The following is an 18272-nucleotide window of genomic DNA, read 5'->3' as shown; positions in this document are numbered from 1 at the left end:
ACCATAACCTACGCCGTCATCTGCCCCTTGCCTGCCGCTTGAGCGACCCGCAGCACCGCATCCGCCGGCAGCGCCTGCCAGTCGATCCATTCGCCCACCGCCACATGGTGCGTGGGCGCGACGGCGCCTTCGACGGTGCCCCATTGCAGCGTCAGCCGGTGCGTGCCGAGCCGCAGCGCGAGCTCGAAGCCCGGCCAGTGCGCGGGCACATGCGGCGTCATCGACAACTGCCTGCCCTTCACGGTCAGGCCCAGCAGGGTCTCGACGGCCGCGCGGTGCAGCCACGCGGCCGAGCCGGTGTACCAGCTCCAGCCGCCCCGGCCCACATAGGGCGCAGCGCCGTAGACGTCGCCCGCCATCACATAGGGCTCCAGCTCGTAGACCGGGCCGCGCGCGGGGTGCTTTGCGCGGTGGGCCGGGCTCAGGCCCTCGAAGCTTTGCCACGCCGCTTCATGGTCGCCCTGCAGCGCCTGCGCCATCAGCGCCCACACGGCGCCGTGCGAGTACTGGCCGCCGTTCTCGCGCACGCCCGGCGGGTAGGCCTGGATGTAGCCCGGGTTGTGGGTCGACTGGGCAAACGGCGGCGCCAGCAGCCGCAGCAGGCCGGCCGGTTCGTCGTGCAGGTGCTTGCCGATGGCGGCCATGGCCGGGCCGGTGTGGGCCGCGTCCGAGGCGCCCGACAGCACCGACCAGGCCTGTGCGATCAGGTCGATGCGGCACTCGCTGTTGATCGACGAGCCCAGCGGCGCGCCGTTGTCGAAGAAGGCGCGGCGGAACCAGGCGCCGTCCCAGCCGGCGTCGTGCAGCGCGGCGATCCAGCCCGTGCGCGCTTCGGTCCAGCGCGTGGCGCGTTCATGTTCGCCGCGCGCCTGCGCGATGGGCGCGAAGCGCTCGACCACGCTGCACAAAAACCACGCGAGCCACACCGATTCGCCACGGCCCTCATGGCCGACGCGGTTCATGCCGTCGTTCCAGTCGCCGGTGCCCATCAGCGGCAGGCCGTGCACGCCGGTCTTCAGGCTGCGGTCGATGGCGCGCGCGCCATGGTCGAACACGGTGGCCATGCGGCCGCTGTTCTGCGGCGCGTAGTAGGCGTCTTCGGCGCCCTCGGGAATGCCGGGGCCTTCGATGAAGCCGACCATCTCGTCGAGCAGCGAGGCATCGCCCGTCACCTCGACGTAGTGCGCCGACGCGTACGGCAGCCACAGCAGGTCGTCGGAGAAATGCGTGCGCACGCCGGCGCCGCCGGGCATGTGCCACCAGTGCTGCACGTCGCCTTCGGGGAACTGGCGCGCCGCGTTCACGAGGATCTGCGCGCGCAGGCGCGGCGGGTCGGTGAGCGCGAAGGCCATCGCGTCCTGCAGCTGGTCGCGAAAGCCGAAGGCGCCGCCGGCCTGGTAGAAGCCGGCCTTCGACCAGAGCCGGCAGGCCAGCGTCTGGTACACGAGCCAGCGGTTGACCAGCGCATCGAACAGCGGGTCGGGCGTGCGCACCTGCAGGCGACCCAGCAGCTCGTCCCAGAAGCCGTGCACCTGCGCCAGCGCCTCGGGCACGTCGCGCTGCCGCCAGCGGCGCGCAAGCGCGAGCGCCGCGTCGGCATTGCCCGCGTGGCCCAGCACGAAGCTGAAGCTGGCGGTTTCGCCGGCCGCCACGACGAACTCACCGCCAATCGCCGCGCAGGCATCGAGCCCGCTGCCGGCGCGCCGTGCCAGCGTGTCGGGCACTTCGACGATGCCGCGGCCGGCGAAGAATTCGTTGCGGTCGCAGGTCCATTGCGTGGCCCCGGTGGTCGCGCCCTGCAGGCCGGCGAGCAGCAGGAAAGCCGCGCTGCCGCCGAAGCCCGCGCTCGATTCGCGCTGCTGGCCGAACACGGCCGGCTGGTCTTCGGGCTTCCAGCAATGCACGGTGCGCCGTTCGCCGCGCGCGGCGCCCAGTTGCCACTCGACCATCGCGAGCGCGCGCAGGCGGCGCTGGCCGGCGCCTTCGTTGCGCACGCGCACATGCACCAGCTTGACGGCCTCGTCGCGGTCCGCGAAGAAGGTGGTCTCGAGCGCGAGGCCGCCGTGGCGGCACTCGAAGACGGTGTAGCCCTGCCCGTGCCGCACGCGGTGGCGGGTGGTGCCGTCGCCACCGCCGGCAGGTGTCAGCGGCAGCATCTCGCGCGTCGCCACGTCCTGCAGCAGGTAGTGCTCGAAGGCCGGGTCCTGCACTGGGTCGTTCGACCACGGCGTGACCTGGTGCATGCGGCTGTTGCCGGCCCAGGTGTAGCCGGTGCCCCACTCGGACACCTGGAAGCCGAAGGTGGCGTTGGCGATCACGTTGATCCACGGGCGCGGCGTGCGGTGGTCGGGGCCGACCTCGAAGCGGAACTCGCCGCTCTCGGCGTCGAAGTCGCCGGTGAGTGCGGTGGTGGTCGATGAGGCTGCCTGCCGCGTCAACAGCGGCGTGCGGTGCTGCACCGGCGCGCTGCTGTCGTCCGCAATCGTCGGGCTGCGTGCCTCATGCAACGCCGCCACCTGCACTTCGAGCGCGCGGCCGTCGGCCGTGAACACCACGCGCGCCAGGCTGGAGAGCGCGGCCTTTTCCGAGGGCACCACGTCCTGGTCGCGCAAAAGGTAGAAGCCGGCGGTGTCGTTGCGCGGAAAGCTGTTCTGCGTCTGCTGCGCGACGCGCGTGCGCAGCATCTCGATCTCGCGCTGCAGCGGCATCAGGTACGAATTCGGTTCGCTGTTGAGTACCACGAGGTCGCAGGCCACGCCGCCGAAGCCCCACCACGGCTGCGCGCGCAGCAGCGTGTTGATGAGGCCCATGCCGTTCATCGAGTGGATGTAGACCAGCACGATGGGCTTGTCGCCCGAGATGCCGAAGCGCCAGATCTGGCGCAGGTCGATCAGCCCGCGGTCGCTCATCACGCGCGGCGTGGTGTAGGTGAGGATGGTCGTCAGGTCCTGCAGCGCCAGGTTCTGTGCGGGCGCGATGCTCAGGTCGCGCAGCCGCACCTGCGCCAGCGTGGCTGCCATGCGGGTGGCGCGCTCCACGTGCATGGGCTGCAGGTAGCGGTCGATGCAGGGCATCAGCGCTTCGATGCTCTCGTCGGCGGCGGTGGCGAAGCTCAGGCGCGCGGTGGTGCCCGGCGCGATCGACAGGCGCACGCGCAGGCAGGCGATGGGGTCCAGGCCGTTCACCGGCTTGCCCTGGGCCGTGAGCGGTTGCGGGTCGAGCGCAGGGTCGGCCAGCGTGCGGTTGCGGCCGATGAAGGCGCGCCGGTCGGTCATGCAGTCGATCGACAGCACGTTGGCATCGACCGAGGCCACGAAGTGCACCGCGGCCACCACCGCATCGCCATGCAGGCGCGGCTTGCGCGACAGCAGCAGCGCGCGCCATGCGGGTTCCCAGCGCGATTCGACGAACAGGTTGGCAAAGGCCGGATGCGCCTCGTCGGCCTTGGGGTTCGACAGCACCGGCTCGAAGTACGAGATGAGTTCGAGCGTGCGTGTTTCGTCGCCCGAGTTGTGCAGCGTGATGTGGCGCAGCTCGGTGTCGTCCTCGGGGCTGATCAGCACCGTGGTGCGCACCTGCAGGCCGGGGCCGGCCGCATCGAACTGCACCTGGTCGGCCAGGAAGCGGGTGCGGTAGTGCCAGTCGGCGCCGGGCGCGGGCAGGGCGGTAAGCGAGGTGAGCTCGGCTTTCCCTTCGTCGCGTACATAGAAGAAGGTGCCGTAGCTGTCGCGCAGCGGATCGTCGCGCCAGCGCGTCACGTTGAACGCGCGCCAGCGGCTCACGCCCGCGCCGTTGGCCCGCAGCGCCACCGTGTAGCGGCCGTTCGACAGCAGGTGCGTGGGCTGGAAGCCCGGCCCCGTCGGATCGACCACGCGCGGCTGGAACAGCGGCGCCAGCTCGGCCTGGCTGGGCTCGGGCGGCGTGCGCGGATCGGCGCTGCCGATGATCTGGCGCGGCGTGCGCTCGTGCAGCAGCGACTCGTGCGCCTGCACCAGCGCGGCGCTGCCGAACCAGCGGCGCGGCGCGTCGTCGCGCAGCACGTTGCACAGCGCCACCAGCGACATGCCCTGGTGGTGCGCCATGAAGTTGCGCACCACGGTGAAGTCCTGGCCCTCGGCCTGGCGCGAGGTGGTGAAGTCGATCGCGTCGTGAAAACCGAACTCGCCGCGCGCGCCGAGCGATTCGAGCAGCGCGAGGTTGCGCACCGCCGCTTCGGGCGCGAACGGCGCGGCCATGAGGCTGGCGTAGGGCGCCACCACGCGGTCGGTCGGCGGCGTGCGCCGCAGCGCCAGGCGCGGCACGCCGAAGGGCGAGTACTGGTACGCCAGCGAATGGTCTTGCGCGAAGTAGGCCGACTCGGACACGCCCCACGGCATGTTCTGCGCACGGCCGAAAGCCTGCTGCTCGGCGATGGCCGCGGCATTGGCCACCTGCAGCAGGCCGTCGGTGGGCTCGGTCATCACGAGCGCGGGCATGAGGTACTCGAACATCGAGCCCGACCATGATTTCAGGCTGGGCTGGAAGCCCACCAGAAGGAACGGGCGGCCCAGCGCCATCCAGTGGCGGCGCGGCACGTCGCCCTTGGCAATTGCCAGGAAGCTCAACAGGCGCGACTCGGAGGCCAGCAGGTCGTAGTAGCTGGCGTCGAGCACGTTCTCTTCGACGCGCAGGCCGATGTGGAACAGGTGGCGCTTGGCGTCGTAGAGGCCGCTGAAGTCCATGCCGTCGTGCAGCGCGTCGCAGCGTCGGGCCAGTGCTTCCAGTGCGGGGGCTTCGTGGGGCTGGCAGCTTGTGTCCGCTGCGAAGGCGCGGCAGGCCTGCGCCACGGCCACGAGGTGGCCCGCGAAGTTGCCGCTGTCCACGCTGGACACATAGTCCGGCGGCAGCGGCTTGAGCGTCTGCGTGTCGTACCAGTTGAACAGGTGGCCGTTGTGCTTGTGCATGCGGTCGACGGTGTCGAGCGTAGCCGTGAGGCGCGCCAGCAGCGCTTCTGTGTCGATCCACCCGAACTCGCGCGCACAGCAGGTGGCCAGCAGGTACATGCCGATGTTGGTCGGCGAGGTGCGGTGCGCGAGGGTCGGCTGCGGCTCGAGCTGCAGGTTGTCGGGCGGCAGGTGGTGGTCGTCCGGGCCGACCACGTGCTCGAAGAAGCGCCAGGTGTCGTGCGCCAGCGTCTCGAGGTAGCTGCGTTGCGCGGGCACGAGCGGGTCTTCGGCGTGTGCGTCGACGCGGCTGCCCCACCAGGCCGCAATGGGCGCCAGCGACCACAGCACGAAGAGCAGGGGGCCGAGCACCGGCCAGGCGCTCCAGTTCGCGAGGAGGGCGAGCACCAGGCACACCGCGCTGCTGAGGGCCGCGCTGCGCACGAAGGGCTTCAGGCGCTGGCTCGATTGCGCCTGCGCCTGGTCGGCCGTCGTCCACTGCAGCAGGTGCCTGTGGCTCACGACCAGCCGCCAGGTGGCGAGGAAAGCCGCGTCGAGCAGCAGGCGCGTCTGCGCCGCCAGCTGCACGAACTGCCAGGCCGCGCCGGCCAGGGCGCGCAGCAGCTCGACCGCGCCCACGTCGAAGAAATGGCGCAGCTCGATGGCGCGCCGTGTCGGCACCAGGCCGGCCAGTGCGCCCAGCAGCGGGCCCAGCGTGAGCGCCGCGCCGACGGCCGCCAGCGCCCAGCCGAGCGGCATGGCCTGCGTGAAGATCACCAGCACCAGCAGCGCGAACGACGCCGGCGCGACCAGCGAGCGGCGCAGGTTGTCGCACATTTTCCAGAGGCCCAGCGCGTCGATGCCGAAGCGGCGCGCGCGCCACATCAGCGGCAGCAGCTGCCAGTCGCCGCGCACCCAGCGGTGCACGCGCGAGGCGGCCACGCCGGCATGGTGCGGATGGTCTTCGACCAGCACCACGTCGCTGACCATCGCACAGCGCGCGACGCTGCCTTCGAGCAGGTCATGGCTCAGCACGGCGCTGTCGGGCAGGCGGTCGTTCAGCGTGGCGTGCACCGCGCGCACGTTGAGCAAGCCCTTGCCGGTGAAGGAGCCGCTGCCGAACACGTCCTGGTAGATGTCGGAGGCGCCGCTGCCGTAGGGGTCGAGCCCGCACTGCCCGGCGAACACCCAGTGGAAGAAGGAGCGCTCGCTGCGCATCGGGAACGGCGTGACGATGCGCGGCTGCAGAATGCCGAAGCCCGCGACCACGCGCCGGCTCGGCATGTCGATCTCGGGCGCGTTCAGCGGATGCGCGGCAATGGACACGAGGTCGCGCAGTGCACCGGGCGGCAGGCCCGTGTCGCTGTCGAGTGTCAGCACATAGGGCGTGCGGCCGGGCGCGAGCTGCTGGCCCGGTGCGAGCGGCAGAAAGCCGCTGGCGTCGCCGCTGGCCAGCAGGCGCATCAGCATTTCGAGCTTGCCGCGCTTGCGCTCCCAGCCCATCCAGCGCTGCTCGGTCTCGCTCCAGCTGCGCGGACGGTGCAGCAGCAGGAAGCGCGGCGCAGTGCCTTCGGTCGGTGGGTACTTGGCGTTGAGCGCGGCGATGCGTTGCTGGGCGTCATTGAGCAAGGGCGCGTCGTCGGGCATCGCCGCTTGCGAGGCGTCGACCCAGTCGGTCAGCAGTGCGAACTGCGCGTGCGCCTCGCGGTTGGCGAGCCAGTGCAGTTCGAGCCGGTGCGCGAGTTTGGCGTTGTTCGCGGTCGAACCCAGCATCGTGGGCATGATGACGAGCGCGCGGTGCCGCTCGGGAATGCCGTTCGCGAAATCGAGGCGTGGCAGGGCCTGCACGCGCACCGACTCCGCCATGATGCGTTGCGCCAGTGCAATCAGCGCTTCGGACAGCGGCCACGCGAGCAGCAGCAACGCCGCGACGGTGGTCCAGTCGCCGCGATGCGGCAGGCTGTGCAGCACGGCGGCCAGCAGCAGCGCAGTGCCGAGGGCGACGGACCCCACGTAGACGGGCAGGCGCCAGCCGCGATGGCTGCGCGCGGGGCGTGTGTGCGCGGTGCGTGTGGCCTGGCCCGGCGCTGCGTTCGCCTGCAGCGATGCGATCAGCGCGGGCCGGCCCTGGCCGAAGAGGTAGTAGCCCGCAGTGCCGTCGGCGCGGTCGGTTTCGGCACCGGCTTCGTCAGCCGGCGCGCCCGATGCCAGCGTGACCACGGCCTGCGCCACTTCGCGCTCGGGCCGTTCGGTGCTGCGCGCCACCTGCTCCATCGCATGCGTGATCTGCTGGCGCGTGAGTTCGCTCTCGTTCGCAAAGCTCGGCAGTTCGCGCAGCACGCGCAGCGAGCGGCTCACCGGTTCGATGAGGTCGCTCCACTCGACCTGGCCGATCATGCGCAAGGTCGTGATGATGTTGCCGACCGTGAGGTTGGCCGCGGCCTGCGCGTTCTGCGCGTCGCCGATCAGCGCCGGGCCGTTGGGGCAGTGCTGCTCGGTCCAGCGCACCAGCGCGGGCATGTCGTCGCCGTGCTCGACGGGCAGGCGCTGCCACAGCTGCGTGAGGTAGCTGTCCTGCAGGCCGTGGCTTTGCAGTGCGCGGTAGAGCACGTCGAGGTCCTGCACCGAGAGGTGCGGCGCCGCGTCCCAGGCTGCATGGGCGATCTCGCGCGCGACCTTGTTCTCGGCGATGCGCTCGGCCACGCGGCGCAGGTTTTCGAGCAGCACCACGCGCAGGGTGGTGGGCAGCGCCCACAGCTCGCCGAGCATGAGCTCGTCGATGTCTTGATAGGCGTTGAGGAAGGCCGTGAACAGCGTCTTGTTGAGCACGCTGTCGGTGTGCGCCACATAGGCCCACGCAATGCCGTACACGCGCGGCAGCCCTGCCAGCGGCGGCGTGACGAGCTTGGGCAAGCGTGCGTAGTAGCTGCGCGGCACGCCGTCATGGATCTGCTGGAGCTGCGCCTCGACGAGGTGGAAGTTGTCGAGCAGCCATTCGGCTGCCGGCGACACATAGCGCCCGCTCAGCGAGATCAGCGCGATGTAGTCGAAGGCGGCGCGCAGCGACTCGAGGTTCTCGTCGACACGCGGAAAGAAGGGCGCGCCTTCGCGCGCGCGGTGGTGTTCGTCTTCCACCACCTGGGCACGGGCCAGGCTGTGGCCGTGCTGTTCGAAACGTTGGGCGCCGAAGAGTTCGGCGCGAATCGGGAGGGCTACCGGGTCGTGCGGACCGAGCAGAAGGGTCCGGGCGTAGTGACTGAGCCCTTGGAGGCGGTCGACGACGGCAGCGGCGCTCAAGTGACCGCGAACAGGCCGATGCCCAACACCACGGCCACGCAGGCCATCGTGACAATGCGGCCCGCAGCGAGCGCGCGCACACGTTGCATGTGGCTTCGCAGCGAGAACCATCGCCCGTGGGCACGTGCACAGTGGTGCATGTGGGAAGCCAGGGCCTCGAAATCGCTGCCGACGAAATCGATCTGAGAATGGGAAAGGGACTGCGGGACGGACATTGCAACGGGCTCCTGTGAAACGACTTCGAGCTGCCGCGCGATTGCGAGAACTGTGAACGTGTCCCGACCGTACCCTTTTAAATGACCTTACAGGTACCTCATTGCCGACAGCGCACGTAGGAAAGGGCGCACAAGGCGCCCTTTGTCCATGGAGGCTGTGTGCAGGTCAGCCCGTGTTGCGCAGCCCCGCCGCCACCCCGTTGATCGAGATGTGGATGCCGCGCTGCAGCCGCTCGCCGCCGTCGCCCGCGCGGTAGCGCCGCATCAGTTCGACCTGCAGGTGGTGCAGCGGGTCGATGTAGGGGAAGCGGTGGCGCACCGAGCGCTGCATCTCGGCATTGCCCTCGAGCCGCTGCTTGGCACCCGTGATGAGCGTGAGCGCGTCCGAGGTGCGTTGCCATTCGGCCTCGATCATCGAGAACACCTTCTGGCGCAGCTTGCGGTCGGTGACCAGCTCCGCATAGCGCGAGGCCAGCGCGAGGTCGCTCTTGGCCAGCACCATGTCCATGTTCGACAGCAGCGTGCGAAAGAACGGCCACTGCACGTACATGCGCTGCAGCAGCGCCTGGCGTTCCTTCTTGCCCGCGGCGGTGCCGGCGGCGGCCAGGAACTGCTCCACGCCCGAGCCGAAGCCGAACCAGCCCGGCAGCGTGAGACGGCACTGGCCCCAGCTGAAGCTCCAGGGCACGGCGCGCAGGTCGTCGATCTTGTGGCTCGGGTTGCGCGAAGCGGGGCGCGAGCCGATGTTGAGCTCGGCGATCTCGCGGATCGGCGTGGAGCCGAAGAAGTAGTCGCCGAAGCCCGGGGTCTCGTACACCAGCTTGCGGTACGCGGCCATGCTCGCGGTCGAGAGTTCGCCCGCGGCCGACAGGAAGTTCGCCGGTGCCGACTTGCCCTGCGGCAGCAGCGTGGCTTCGAGCGTGGCGGCCACCAGCGTCTCGAGGTTGCGCCGGCCGATCTCGCGGTTGGCGTACTTCGAGCCGATCACTTCGCCCTGTTCGGTGAGGCGGATCTGGCCGCGCACCGTGCCCGGCGGCTGCGCCAGGATGGCCTGGTAGCTCGGGCCGCCGCCGCGTCCCACCGTACCGCCGCGGCCATGGAACATGCGCAGGCGGATCGGGTTCTTTTTCTTCTTGTTCAGCTCGTCGAACAGCGACACCAGCGCGATGCCCGCGCGGTACAGCTCCCAGTTGCTGGTGAAGATGCCGCCGTCCTTGTTGCTGTCGGAGTAGCCCAGCATCACGTCCTGCTCGGCGCCCGAGCGTTCGATGAGCGCCTGGATGTTCGGCAGCGCGTAGAAGGCGCGCACGATGGGCGCGGCGTTGCGCAGGTCTTCGATGGTTTCGAACAGCGGCACCACGATGAGGTCGCAGGTCGCGTTGCTGTCCATCGCGCCGCGCAGCAGGCCCACTTCCTTCTGCAGCAGCAGCGCTTCGAGCAGGTCGCTCACCGTTTCGGTGTGGCTGATGATGTAGTGGCGGATGGCCGCCGCGCCGTAGCGCGCACGCGCCGTGCGCGCGGCCGCGAAGATGGCCAGCTCGCTTCGGGCGAGCGGCGAGTAGTCGGCGTCGGGCACGCGCAGCGGACGCGCGTCGTCGAGCAGCTTGAGCAGCAGCGTCTGCTTGGCCTCTTCGGCCAGCGACGCATACGAGGGCTCGATGCGCGCGGTGGCCAGCAGCTCGGCGATCACGGCCTCGTGCTTGTCGGAGCTCTGGCGCAGGTCGACCGTGGCCAGGTGGAAGCCGAACACTTCCACCGCGCGGATCAGCGGACGCAGGCGCGGCGCCGCGAGCACGGTGCCGTGCTTCTCGACCAGCGACTCCTCGATGGTGCGCAGCTCGGCCAGGAATTCTTCGGCATTCGCATACGGGTTCTGCGGCGCGACCGCATGGCGCGCGGCCTCGCCGCCGCTGAGTTCGCGCAGCGTGGCCGCCAGGCGCGCGTACACGCCGGTGAGGGCACGGCGGTAGGGCTCGTCCTTGCGGTGCTCATTGGTGTCGGGCGAGCGCTCGGCCAGCGCCTGCATCTCGACCGACACATCGACCAGCGTGGCCGACAGCGACAGCTCGCCGCCCAGGTAGTGCACCTCGGTGAGGTAGTGGCGCAGCGCGAGTTCCGACTGGCGGCTCAGCGCGTACTCGAGCGTTTCGGCCGTGACGTTGGGGTTGCCGTCGCGGTCGCCGCCGATCCACTGGCCCATGCGCAGGAAGGGCGCGACCGAGGGCGTCTGCCCGCCTTGCACCAGCGCCTTCTCGAGGTCGGCGTACACGCGCGGGATCTCGCGCAGGAAGGTGGCTTCGTAGTAGCTCAGTGCGTTCTCGATCTCGTCGGCTACCGTGAGCTTGGAGAAACGCAGGATGCGCGTCTGCCAGATCTGCGTGACGCGGATGCGCACCTGGGTTTCGTTGTCGGCCAGCTCGATGGGTGAGAGCGCGTCTTTTCCGCCCGCGTAGGCGTTCTGGCGCAGCTTGATCTCGTCGCGCGTGGTCAGCAGCAGGGCGATGGCGCGCTCGGCATCGAGGATGCTCTTGCGCTGCACTTCGGTCGGGTGCGCCGTGAGCACGGGCGACACGTAGCTGTGGGCCAGCGAGGCGACGATCTCGTCGGGCTTGATGCCGGCCTTGCGGATGCGGGCCAGGGCGGTCTGCAGGTCGCCGTCGGCCTGCACGCCTTCGCGCTCGGCCTCGGTGCGGCGGCGGATCTGGTGGCGGTCTTCGGCCAGGTTGGCCAGGTGGCTGAAGTAGGTGAAGGCGCGGATCACGCGCACCGTTTCGGCGGCGCTCAGGCCCTTGAGCAGGTTCTTCAGCGCGCGGTCGGCGGCATGGTCGGCGTCGCGTCGGAACGACACCGACAGGGTGCGGATCTTCTCGACCAGCGCGTAGGTTTCGTCGCCCTCCTGCTCCCGGATCACGTCGCCGAGGATTCGGCCCAACAGCCGGATGTCGTCGATCAATGGCTGGTCTTCGGTCTGGCGGCGCTTGGCGGGAGATGCAGGAGTCTTGCTGGCTTTCATTCGATGTTGTTCCTGGGGACTTGAATGGACGCGCCGCCTCCGTTGCTGCGGCGCAACATGCTAGCATTCCAGAGGTCAGAAACCATGTACTTTTTTGGGAGCGATCTTGAGCAACATCGTGATCGCCACGCGCGAAAGCCGGCTGGCCCTGTGGCAGGCCGAACACGTGCAAACGCTTTTGCAAGAACGAGGCCACAGCGTCAGCCTGCTGGGCATGACGACCCGTGGTGACCAGATCCTGGACCGCACGCTGAGCAAGGTCGGCGGCAAGGGCCTCTTCGTCAAGGAACTCGAAGCCGCGCTCGAAGACGGGCGCGCCGACATCGCCGTGCATTCGCTCAAGGATGTGCCGATGGAGCTGCCCGAGGGCTTCACGCTGGCCTGCGTGCTGGAGCGCGAAGACCCGCGCGACGCGCTGGTGTCGCCGCGCTACGCCTCGCTCGACGAGCTGCCGCAGGGCGCAGTGGTCGGCACCTCCAGCCTGCGCCGCGTGGTGCTGCTGCGCGCGCAGCGGCCCGACCTGCGCATCGAACCGCTGCGCGGCAACCTCGACACCCGCCTGCGCAAGCTCGACGAAGGTCACTACGACGCCATCGTGCTGGCGGCGGCCGGGCTCAAGCGGCTGGGCCTTGAAGACCGCATCCGCGTCGCCTTCGACCCCGACACCATGCTGCCCGCTGCCGGGCAGGGCGCCCTCGGCATCGAGGTGCGCGCCGACCGCCAGGACCTCATCGACCTGCTGGCGCCGCTGGCGCACCGCGGCGACTGGCTCAGCACCACCGCCGAGCGCGCCGTGAGCCGCGCGATGGGCGGCAGCTGCTCCATGCCGCTCGCGGCCCATGCGCGCCGCCAGCCCGACGGCACGCTGCGCATCGATGCCGCCTGGGGCGATCCGGAAGGCGATGCGCCGCTGGTGCGCGTGCATGCGCAGGCCGAGGCCGGCGACTTCGCGGGGGCCGATGCCCTCGGCCAGCACGCCGCCGGGCTGCTGCGCGACGCCGGTGCCCACTGATCACGGTGGGCGCCGAGCGATGCGCGCGGGGCCTGTCATCGTCACGCGGCCGGCGCACGAAGCGGCGGCGTGGGTTCGCGATTTCCAGTCGGCCGGGCTCGAGGCCGTGGCGCTGCCGCTGATCGCCATCGCGCCTGCACTCGATGTGGCACCGCTGCGTGCCGCGTGGGCGCGGCTCGCGGACTACGCGGCGCTGATGTTCGTGAGCGCCACCGCCGTCGACCACTTCTTCCAGCACCGGGGCAGCTCGACCCTCGCCGGTTGCCGCTTCTGGGCCACCGGCCCCGGCACCGAGCGCGCGCTGCTGCGCGCCGGCGTGCCGCCCGCCGCCATCGACGCACCGCCACCCGGCGCCACGCGCTTCGATTCCGAGGCGTTGTGGGCGCTGGCCCACGGGCAGGTGTCGCCGGGCGTGCGCGTGCTCATCGTGCGCGGTGGCGATGAAGCCGGCCAGCCGGCCGGCCGCCAATGGCTGGCCCGCGAGATCGATGCCGCCGGCGGCGTGCGCGACACCGTCGTGGCCTATCGGCGCCTGGCGCCTGCGCTCGACGAGGCACAGCGCCGCATCGCGACCGAAGCCGCCGCCGGACACGGCATCTGGCTCTTCAGCAGCTCGGAAGCCATCGGCAACCTGCAGCGCGCCATGCCGGGCACTTCGTGGCAGGCCGCGCGTGCCATCGCCACCCATGCACGCATCGGCGAAGCCGCGCAGGCTGCGGGTTTCGGGGCGTTGCGTGTCTGCACACCCCTGCGGGAAGCGCTGATCGCGTCGATAGAATCCTTCGCATGAGCGCCGCGTCCCCGTCCGACGACCTTTCTCCCCCTTCCGCCGCCCCGGTGCAGGTGCCCGCCACGGTGGCGCCGCACCAGACGCCCGCCGCCCAGGCGGCCGCGGCCACCCTGCTGGCACGCATCGGCATGGGCCTCGTGGCCCTCGTGGCGCTGATCGCGCTGCTGTCGACCATCGCGCTGTGGCAGAAGGTCGGCGGCATGAAGGAACAGCTCGCGCGCCAGAGCGCCGAGGCCACCGCCCAGTCGATGGAAGCGCGCACGCTGGCGCGCCAGGCCAGCGACACGGTGCGCGACGCCGCCGCCCGCGTGGCCCTCATCGAGACCCGCGTGGCCGAAGTCGCGTTGCAGCGCTCGCAGCTGGAAGAACTCATTCAAAGCCTCTCGCGTTCGCGCGACGAGAACCTGGTGATCGACATCGAATCCGCCGTGCGCCTCGCGCTGCAGCAGGCACAAGTCACGGGCAGCCTCGAGCCGCTGCTCGCCGCGCTCAAGGCCGGCGACCTGCGCATCGCACGCGCCGCGCAACCGCGGCTGGCGCCCGTGCAGCGCGCCATGCAGCGCGATGCCGACCGCCTGCGCAGCAGCGCCAGCACCGACAGCGCCGAAGCCCTGCAGAAGCTCGACGAACTGGTGCGCAGCGTGGACGACCTGCCCACGCTGAACGCGGTGGCCGTGCGCGGCAACGGCGTCAACGCCTGGCGGCCCGAACCCATTCCGGCCGATGCGCCCTGGTGGCAGCGCGTGCTGCTGACCATCCGCGGCGAGGCCCGCTCGCTGGTGCGCGTGGGCCGCATCGAGAGCCCCGAAGCCGTGCTGCTGGCGCCCGAGCAGTCGTACTTCCTGCGCGAGAACCTCAAGCTGAAGCTGCTCAACGCGCGGCTGTCGCTGCTGTCGCGCCAGATGGACGCCGCACGCGGCGAGCTGGGCCAGGTCACCACATCGCTCAACCGCTACTTCGATCCGGCCTCGCGCCGCACGCAGGCCGCGGCCACGCAGCTGCAGCAACTGCAGCAGCTCGTGCGCAGCACGGAGCCGGTGCGCATCGACGACACGCTGGCCGCGCTGACCACCGCGGCCGCAGGGCGCTGATCCGTCCATGCGCGCTGCAATCTGGCTCCTCGCGCTGTTCGCCGTCGCCGCGGCGGTGGCGCTGTTCGCCGGCAACAACCAGGGCACGATCACCGTGTTCTGGCCGCCGTGGCGGGTCGATCTCTCGCTGAACCTCGTGCTCGTGATCCTGCTGCTGACCTTCGTGCTGCTGCACGTCGCGTTGCGCGCGCTCGCGGCGCTGTTCTCGCTGCCGACGCAGGCGCGCCACTGGCGGCTGCAGCAGAAGGAACGCATGCTGCACTCCGCCTTGCTCGATGCGATGGTGCAGCTGATCGCCGGCCGCTTCTCGCGCGCCCGCAAGGCCGCACAGGCCGCGCTCACGCAGGAAAAGACACTGGCCGCGCTCGGCGCCGAGCTGCCGCAGGCGCAGCAGGTGCGCGTGCTGTCGCACCTGCTGGCCGCCGAGAGCGCGCAGGCCCTGCAGGACAAGGCGGCGCGCGATGCGCACCTGCAACAGGCCCTCAACGAAAGCGCCGACCGCACCGTGCTCGCGAGCCCCGAAACCCGCGAAGGCGTGCAACTGCGCGCCGCACGCTGGGCGCTCGACGACCGCGACCCGACGGCCGCGCTCGCACGGCTCGAAGAACTGCCGCAGGGCGCGCAGCGTCGCACGCTGGCGCTGCGGCTGCGGCTCAAGGCCGCGCGCCAGGACCGTCGCACGGTCGAGGCGCTCGACACCGCGCGCCTGCTGGCCAAGCACCGCGCCTTCTCCGATGCGGCGGCGCAGAGCATCGTGCGCGGCCTCGCGACCGAGCTGCTGACCGGCGCGCACGATCCGGCGCAGCTGCTGCGTGCGTGGTCCGAACTCGATTCCGCCGAACGCCAGATGCCCGAGGTGGCCATCCACGCGGCCCAGCGCATGGTCGCGCTGCGCGGTGACCTGGCACTGGCGCGCGGCTGGCTGCTGCCGGCCTGGGAGCGCATGGTGGCGAACCCGCGCGGCCTCGGCGACGGGCTGCGCGTGAAGCTCACGCGCGCGCTCGAAGCGGGGCTCGACTCGGTGGACGCCGACTGGCTCGCGCGCATCGAGAGCGCGCAGCGCAACAATCCGCGCGACCCGAACCTGCAGTACCTCGCCGGCATGGCCTGCATGAAGCGCCAGCTGTGGGGCAAGGCCCAGCAGCTGCTCACACAGGCCGGGCTCGGTTTGCAAGACCCTGACCTCTACCGGCGCGCCTGGCTCGCGCTGGCCCAGCTGGCCGAGGCGCGCGAAGACCACGCGCAGGCCGCCGATGCGTGGAAGCGCGCGGCGCAGGTCGACAACACGCCCTGAGCGTTGTCCCGGTCCGCCGGCTTCAGGAGCACGCGGATTCCTTTGCGGTCGCCAGGCCTGTTGTTCGCACCGACGGCTTGCCGTTGCCGAAGATCAGCAGGCTGAAGCCGGCCAGCACCCACACCCCGATTCCGCCGTAGAGCATCACCCATCCGAAGCTGTTCACCAGCGCCGCATGCACGGCGGCGCCCGACGGGTCGGCCTGTGACAGCACCGGAAAACTCTCGGGCAGCGACGCGAAGCTGCCCGCCGCGACCTTCTCGGCCAGCGCGCGCAGCTGCACCGCATCGAGCGACGCGGACAGGGCGCTCTTCAGGTGCGCGTGAATCCCTTCGAGCAGGAGAAACCCCATCAGCGCGATGTTGATGGCCAGCGTGATCAGCCGCGCGCTCATGTCCATGCCCGAGGCCATGCCCGCGCGCGCGCTCGACACCGAGCCGGTGGTGGTGTTGGTGACGGGCGTGTTCGTCAGCCCCAGCCCGATGCCGGCCAGCAGGCAGCCGGGCAGCAACGTGAGCCAGCTCGCATTTGCCAAGCCGCTGCCCCAGCGCATCGCGACGAAGCCCAGCCCGATCACGAACAGCCCCGCCGGGATCACCACGCCGGGCCGGTAGCGCATCGACAGGCGCTCGGCCAGTGGCGGCAGCACGAGCGTGGGCAACGTGTAGGCCAGCAACGCCGAGCCGGCCGTGACGGCGTCGTAGCCCAGGCCGCTCTGGAAGTAGATCGGCAGGTAGATCATGAACGGCCAGAAGCTGAAGTTCATGCCGATGGAGCCGACGATCGAGCCCGAGAAATTGCGGATGCGGAACACCGAGAAGTCGAACATCGGGTGCGGGTTGATCTTCTCGACCCACACGAAGACCGCGAAGCAGGCCAGCGTCGCCACGAGGATGCCCACGGCCATGGGGCTCGCGAAGCCCAGGCCCGGCCCCTGCGTGATGAAGTAGGTGAGGCCGAACACCGCGAGCGACAGCGTGACGATGCCCGGCAGGTCGAGCCGCTTCGCGTCGGGGTCACTCGACTCTTCCACGCTGCCCCACACGAGCGCCAGTGCCACCACGGCCAGCGGCACATGCACCAGGAACACCCATTGCCAGCTCGACAGCGCCACGATCGCGCCGCCGACGATCGGCCCGAAGCCCAGCCCCATGCCGAACACCACGCCCCAGATGGCGAAGGCCTTGCTGCGTTCCTTGCCTTCCTGGAACTGGTGCGACAGCACCGCGAGCTGGCAGATCAGCATCGCGCCACCGGCCAGGCCCTGCAGGAAGCGGCTGACGATCAGCACCGGCGCGTTGCCCGCGATGCCGCAGGCCAGTGAGGTGGCGCCGAACAGCACCACGCCGACGATCAGCACGCGCTTGCGGCCGTAGCGGTCGGCCAGCGTGCCGGCGGCCATCAGCACCGTGGTGCAGGCGATGGTGTAGGCGTTCATGATCCACTGCATGTCGCTGAAGTCGCCGTGCAATGATTTTTCGAGCGTGGGAAGAATGACCGGCACGCTGGAGATTTCCAGGCCGAACATCAAGGCAATGAGGCAGACCGCGGACAGGGCGATCCGGTTCTTGCCGGCAGGGGAGAGAGACATCGGACGGTTTCCAAAAAGGCAGAGCGGCCGATTCTGGTGAAACCCTCTTCATGATGGAAATGATTTGATTTCCTAGAATTCATTAGGAAACATCATTGATCAAAACTCCCCATGGACTTCGACCCCACGCTGTTGCGCGCCTTCGTGGCCGTCAAGGAAACCGGCGGCTTCACGCGCGCCGCCGAGCGCCTGCACCTGACCCAGTCGGCCATCAGCCACCAGATCCGCAAGCTCGAAGAGCAGGTGGGCCGGCCGCTGCTGCACCGCACGACGCGCCGCCTCGCGGTGACCGAGGACGGTGAAGACTTCCTGCGCTACGCGACGCAGATCCTGGACACGCTCGACGCGATGACGCGGCGCTTCCAGCCCTCGCCGATCTCGGGCGTGGTGCGCTTTGGCGTGCCGGACAACTTCATGGGCGATCGCCTGCCGCCGCTGCTCTCGCAGTTCGCGCGCGGGTTCCCGGCGGTGCGCATGGAGGTCTGCGTGAGCATGCACACCGACTTGCGCGCGGCCATCCGCGCCGGCGAGCTCGACCTCGCGGTCGTGATGTCGCCGCCCGACGTGGTGGAGGGCACCTGTCTGCGGCGCACGCAACTGGTGTGGGCCGCGGCCGAGGCCTTCGAGGCGCCGAAGGGCGCATCGCTGCCGCTGGCCTTCTTTCCGAAGCCGTGCGTCAACCGGCAGGTGGCCGGGTCGGCGCTCGACCTCACGTCGTCGCTCGACTGGCACGTGGTCTTCACCTCGGCCAGCCCGCAGGGCATTCGCGCCGCGGTGCTGGCGGGGCTGGCGGTGACGGTGCTCACGCGCGAGGAGGTGGAGCCGGGCATGAAGATCGTCGACGGCCGCTACGGCCTGCCGCCGCTGCCGAGCGTGAACTTCTCGCTGATCTGGAGCGAGAACGGCAAGACGCCGTGTGCCTGCCGCTTCGGGCAACTGATCCTGGAGATGCCGGACCTGCCCGGCGTCGAGGCGCTGCCGCAGCAGGCCTGAACTCCGAAGCAAAAAAACGGCGCCACGAAGGCGCCGTTTTCATTTGCGAGGGAG

The 18272-nt window shown here is 70.2% G+C and carries 9 protein-coding genes; 5 read left to right on the top strand and 4 right to left on the bottom strand.

Annotated elements, in window-relative coordinates:
- Positions 1-8 precede the first annotated feature (8 nt).
- The 3 genes from AC1RAA_RS15705 to ppc form a co-directional block, all read right to left on the bottom strand.
- Positions 9-8219 carry a glycoside hydrolase family 94 protein gene (locus AC1RAA_RS15705; RefSeq protein ID WP_492732010.1) on the bottom strand — a complete coding sequence of 2737 codons (8211 nt, stop codon included), beginning with the start codon at positions 8217-8219 and terminating at the stop codon, positions 9-11.
- Positions 8216-8434, bottom strand: a complete 219-nt coding sequence (locus AC1RAA_RS15700) for a hypothetical protein (protein WP_062474298.1) — start codon at positions 8432-8434, stop codon at positions 8216-8218. Before AC1RAA_RS15700 ends, AC1RAA_RS15705 begins: the two co-directional genes overlap by 4 nt.
- Before the next feature lie 166 nt (positions 8435-8600).
- Positions 8601-11447: a phosphoenolpyruvate carboxylase gene (gene ppc / locus AC1RAA_RS15695; RefSeq protein ID WP_307586635.1), complete on the bottom strand. Its 2847-nt coding sequence runs from the start codon at positions 11445-11447 to the stop codon at positions 8601-8603.
- A 106-nt stretch (positions 11448-11553) separates the two neighbouring features.
- On the opposite strand from ppc, the gene hemC reads away from it, so the two are divergent.
- From hemC to AC1RAA_RS15675, 4 genes are read left to right on the top strand one after another with little or no spacing between them, the layout of a single operon-like run.
- Positions 11554-12459: a hydroxymethylbilane synthase gene (hemC, locus tag AC1RAA_RS15690; protein WP_492732013.1), complete on the top strand. Its 906-nt coding sequence runs from the start codon at positions 11554-11556 to the stop codon at positions 12457-12459.
- Between the two features lie 19 nt (positions 12460-12478).
- Positions 12479-13249 (top strand): uroporphyrinogen-III synthase, encoded by a 771-nt coding sequence (locus AC1RAA_RS15685; protein ID WP_492732015.1) that lies wholly within the window; start codon positions 12479-12481, stop codon positions 13247-13249.
- Complete coding sequence (locus AC1RAA_RS15680; protein WP_062482753.1) at positions 13246-14340, top strand: uroporphyrinogen-III C-methyltransferase; 1095 nt, start codon at positions 13246-13248, stop codon at positions 14338-14340. Before AC1RAA_RS15685 ends, AC1RAA_RS15680 begins: the two co-directional genes overlap by 4 nt.
- A gap of 7 nt (positions 14341-14347) precedes the next feature.
- The gene (locus AC1RAA_RS15675) at positions 14348-15634 is read left to right on the top strand and encodes a heme biosynthesis protein HemY (protein WP_070062231.1); all 1287 of its coding nucleotides are present in this window, start codon (positions 14348-14350) and stop codon (positions 15632-15634) included.
- Between the two features lie 22 nt (positions 15635-15656).
- On the opposite strand, the gene AC1RAA_RS15670 is transcribed toward AC1RAA_RS15675, so the two are convergent.
- Complete coding sequence (locus tag AC1RAA_RS15670; RefSeq protein ID WP_492732017.1) at positions 15657-17225, bottom strand: MFS transporter; 1569 nt, start codon at positions 17223-17225, stop codon at positions 15657-15659.
- A gap of 111 nt (positions 17226-17336) precedes the next feature.
- Between AC1RAA_RS15670 and AC1RAA_RS15665 the strand changes: the two genes are divergently transcribed.
- The gene (locus AC1RAA_RS15665; protein WP_492732019.1) at positions 17337-18218 is read left to right on the top strand and encodes a LysR family transcriptional regulator; all 882 of its coding nucleotides are present in this window, start codon (positions 17337-17339) and stop codon (positions 18216-18218) included.
- Positions 18219-18272: the final 54 nt, after the last annotated feature.

The sequence above is a fragment of the Variovorax sp. GW823-FHT04F07 genome, from assembly GCF_058795995.1.
The sequence above is the reverse complement of the archived record's forward strand: the minus strand, read 5'-3'. Positions and strand labels throughout refer to the sequence as shown.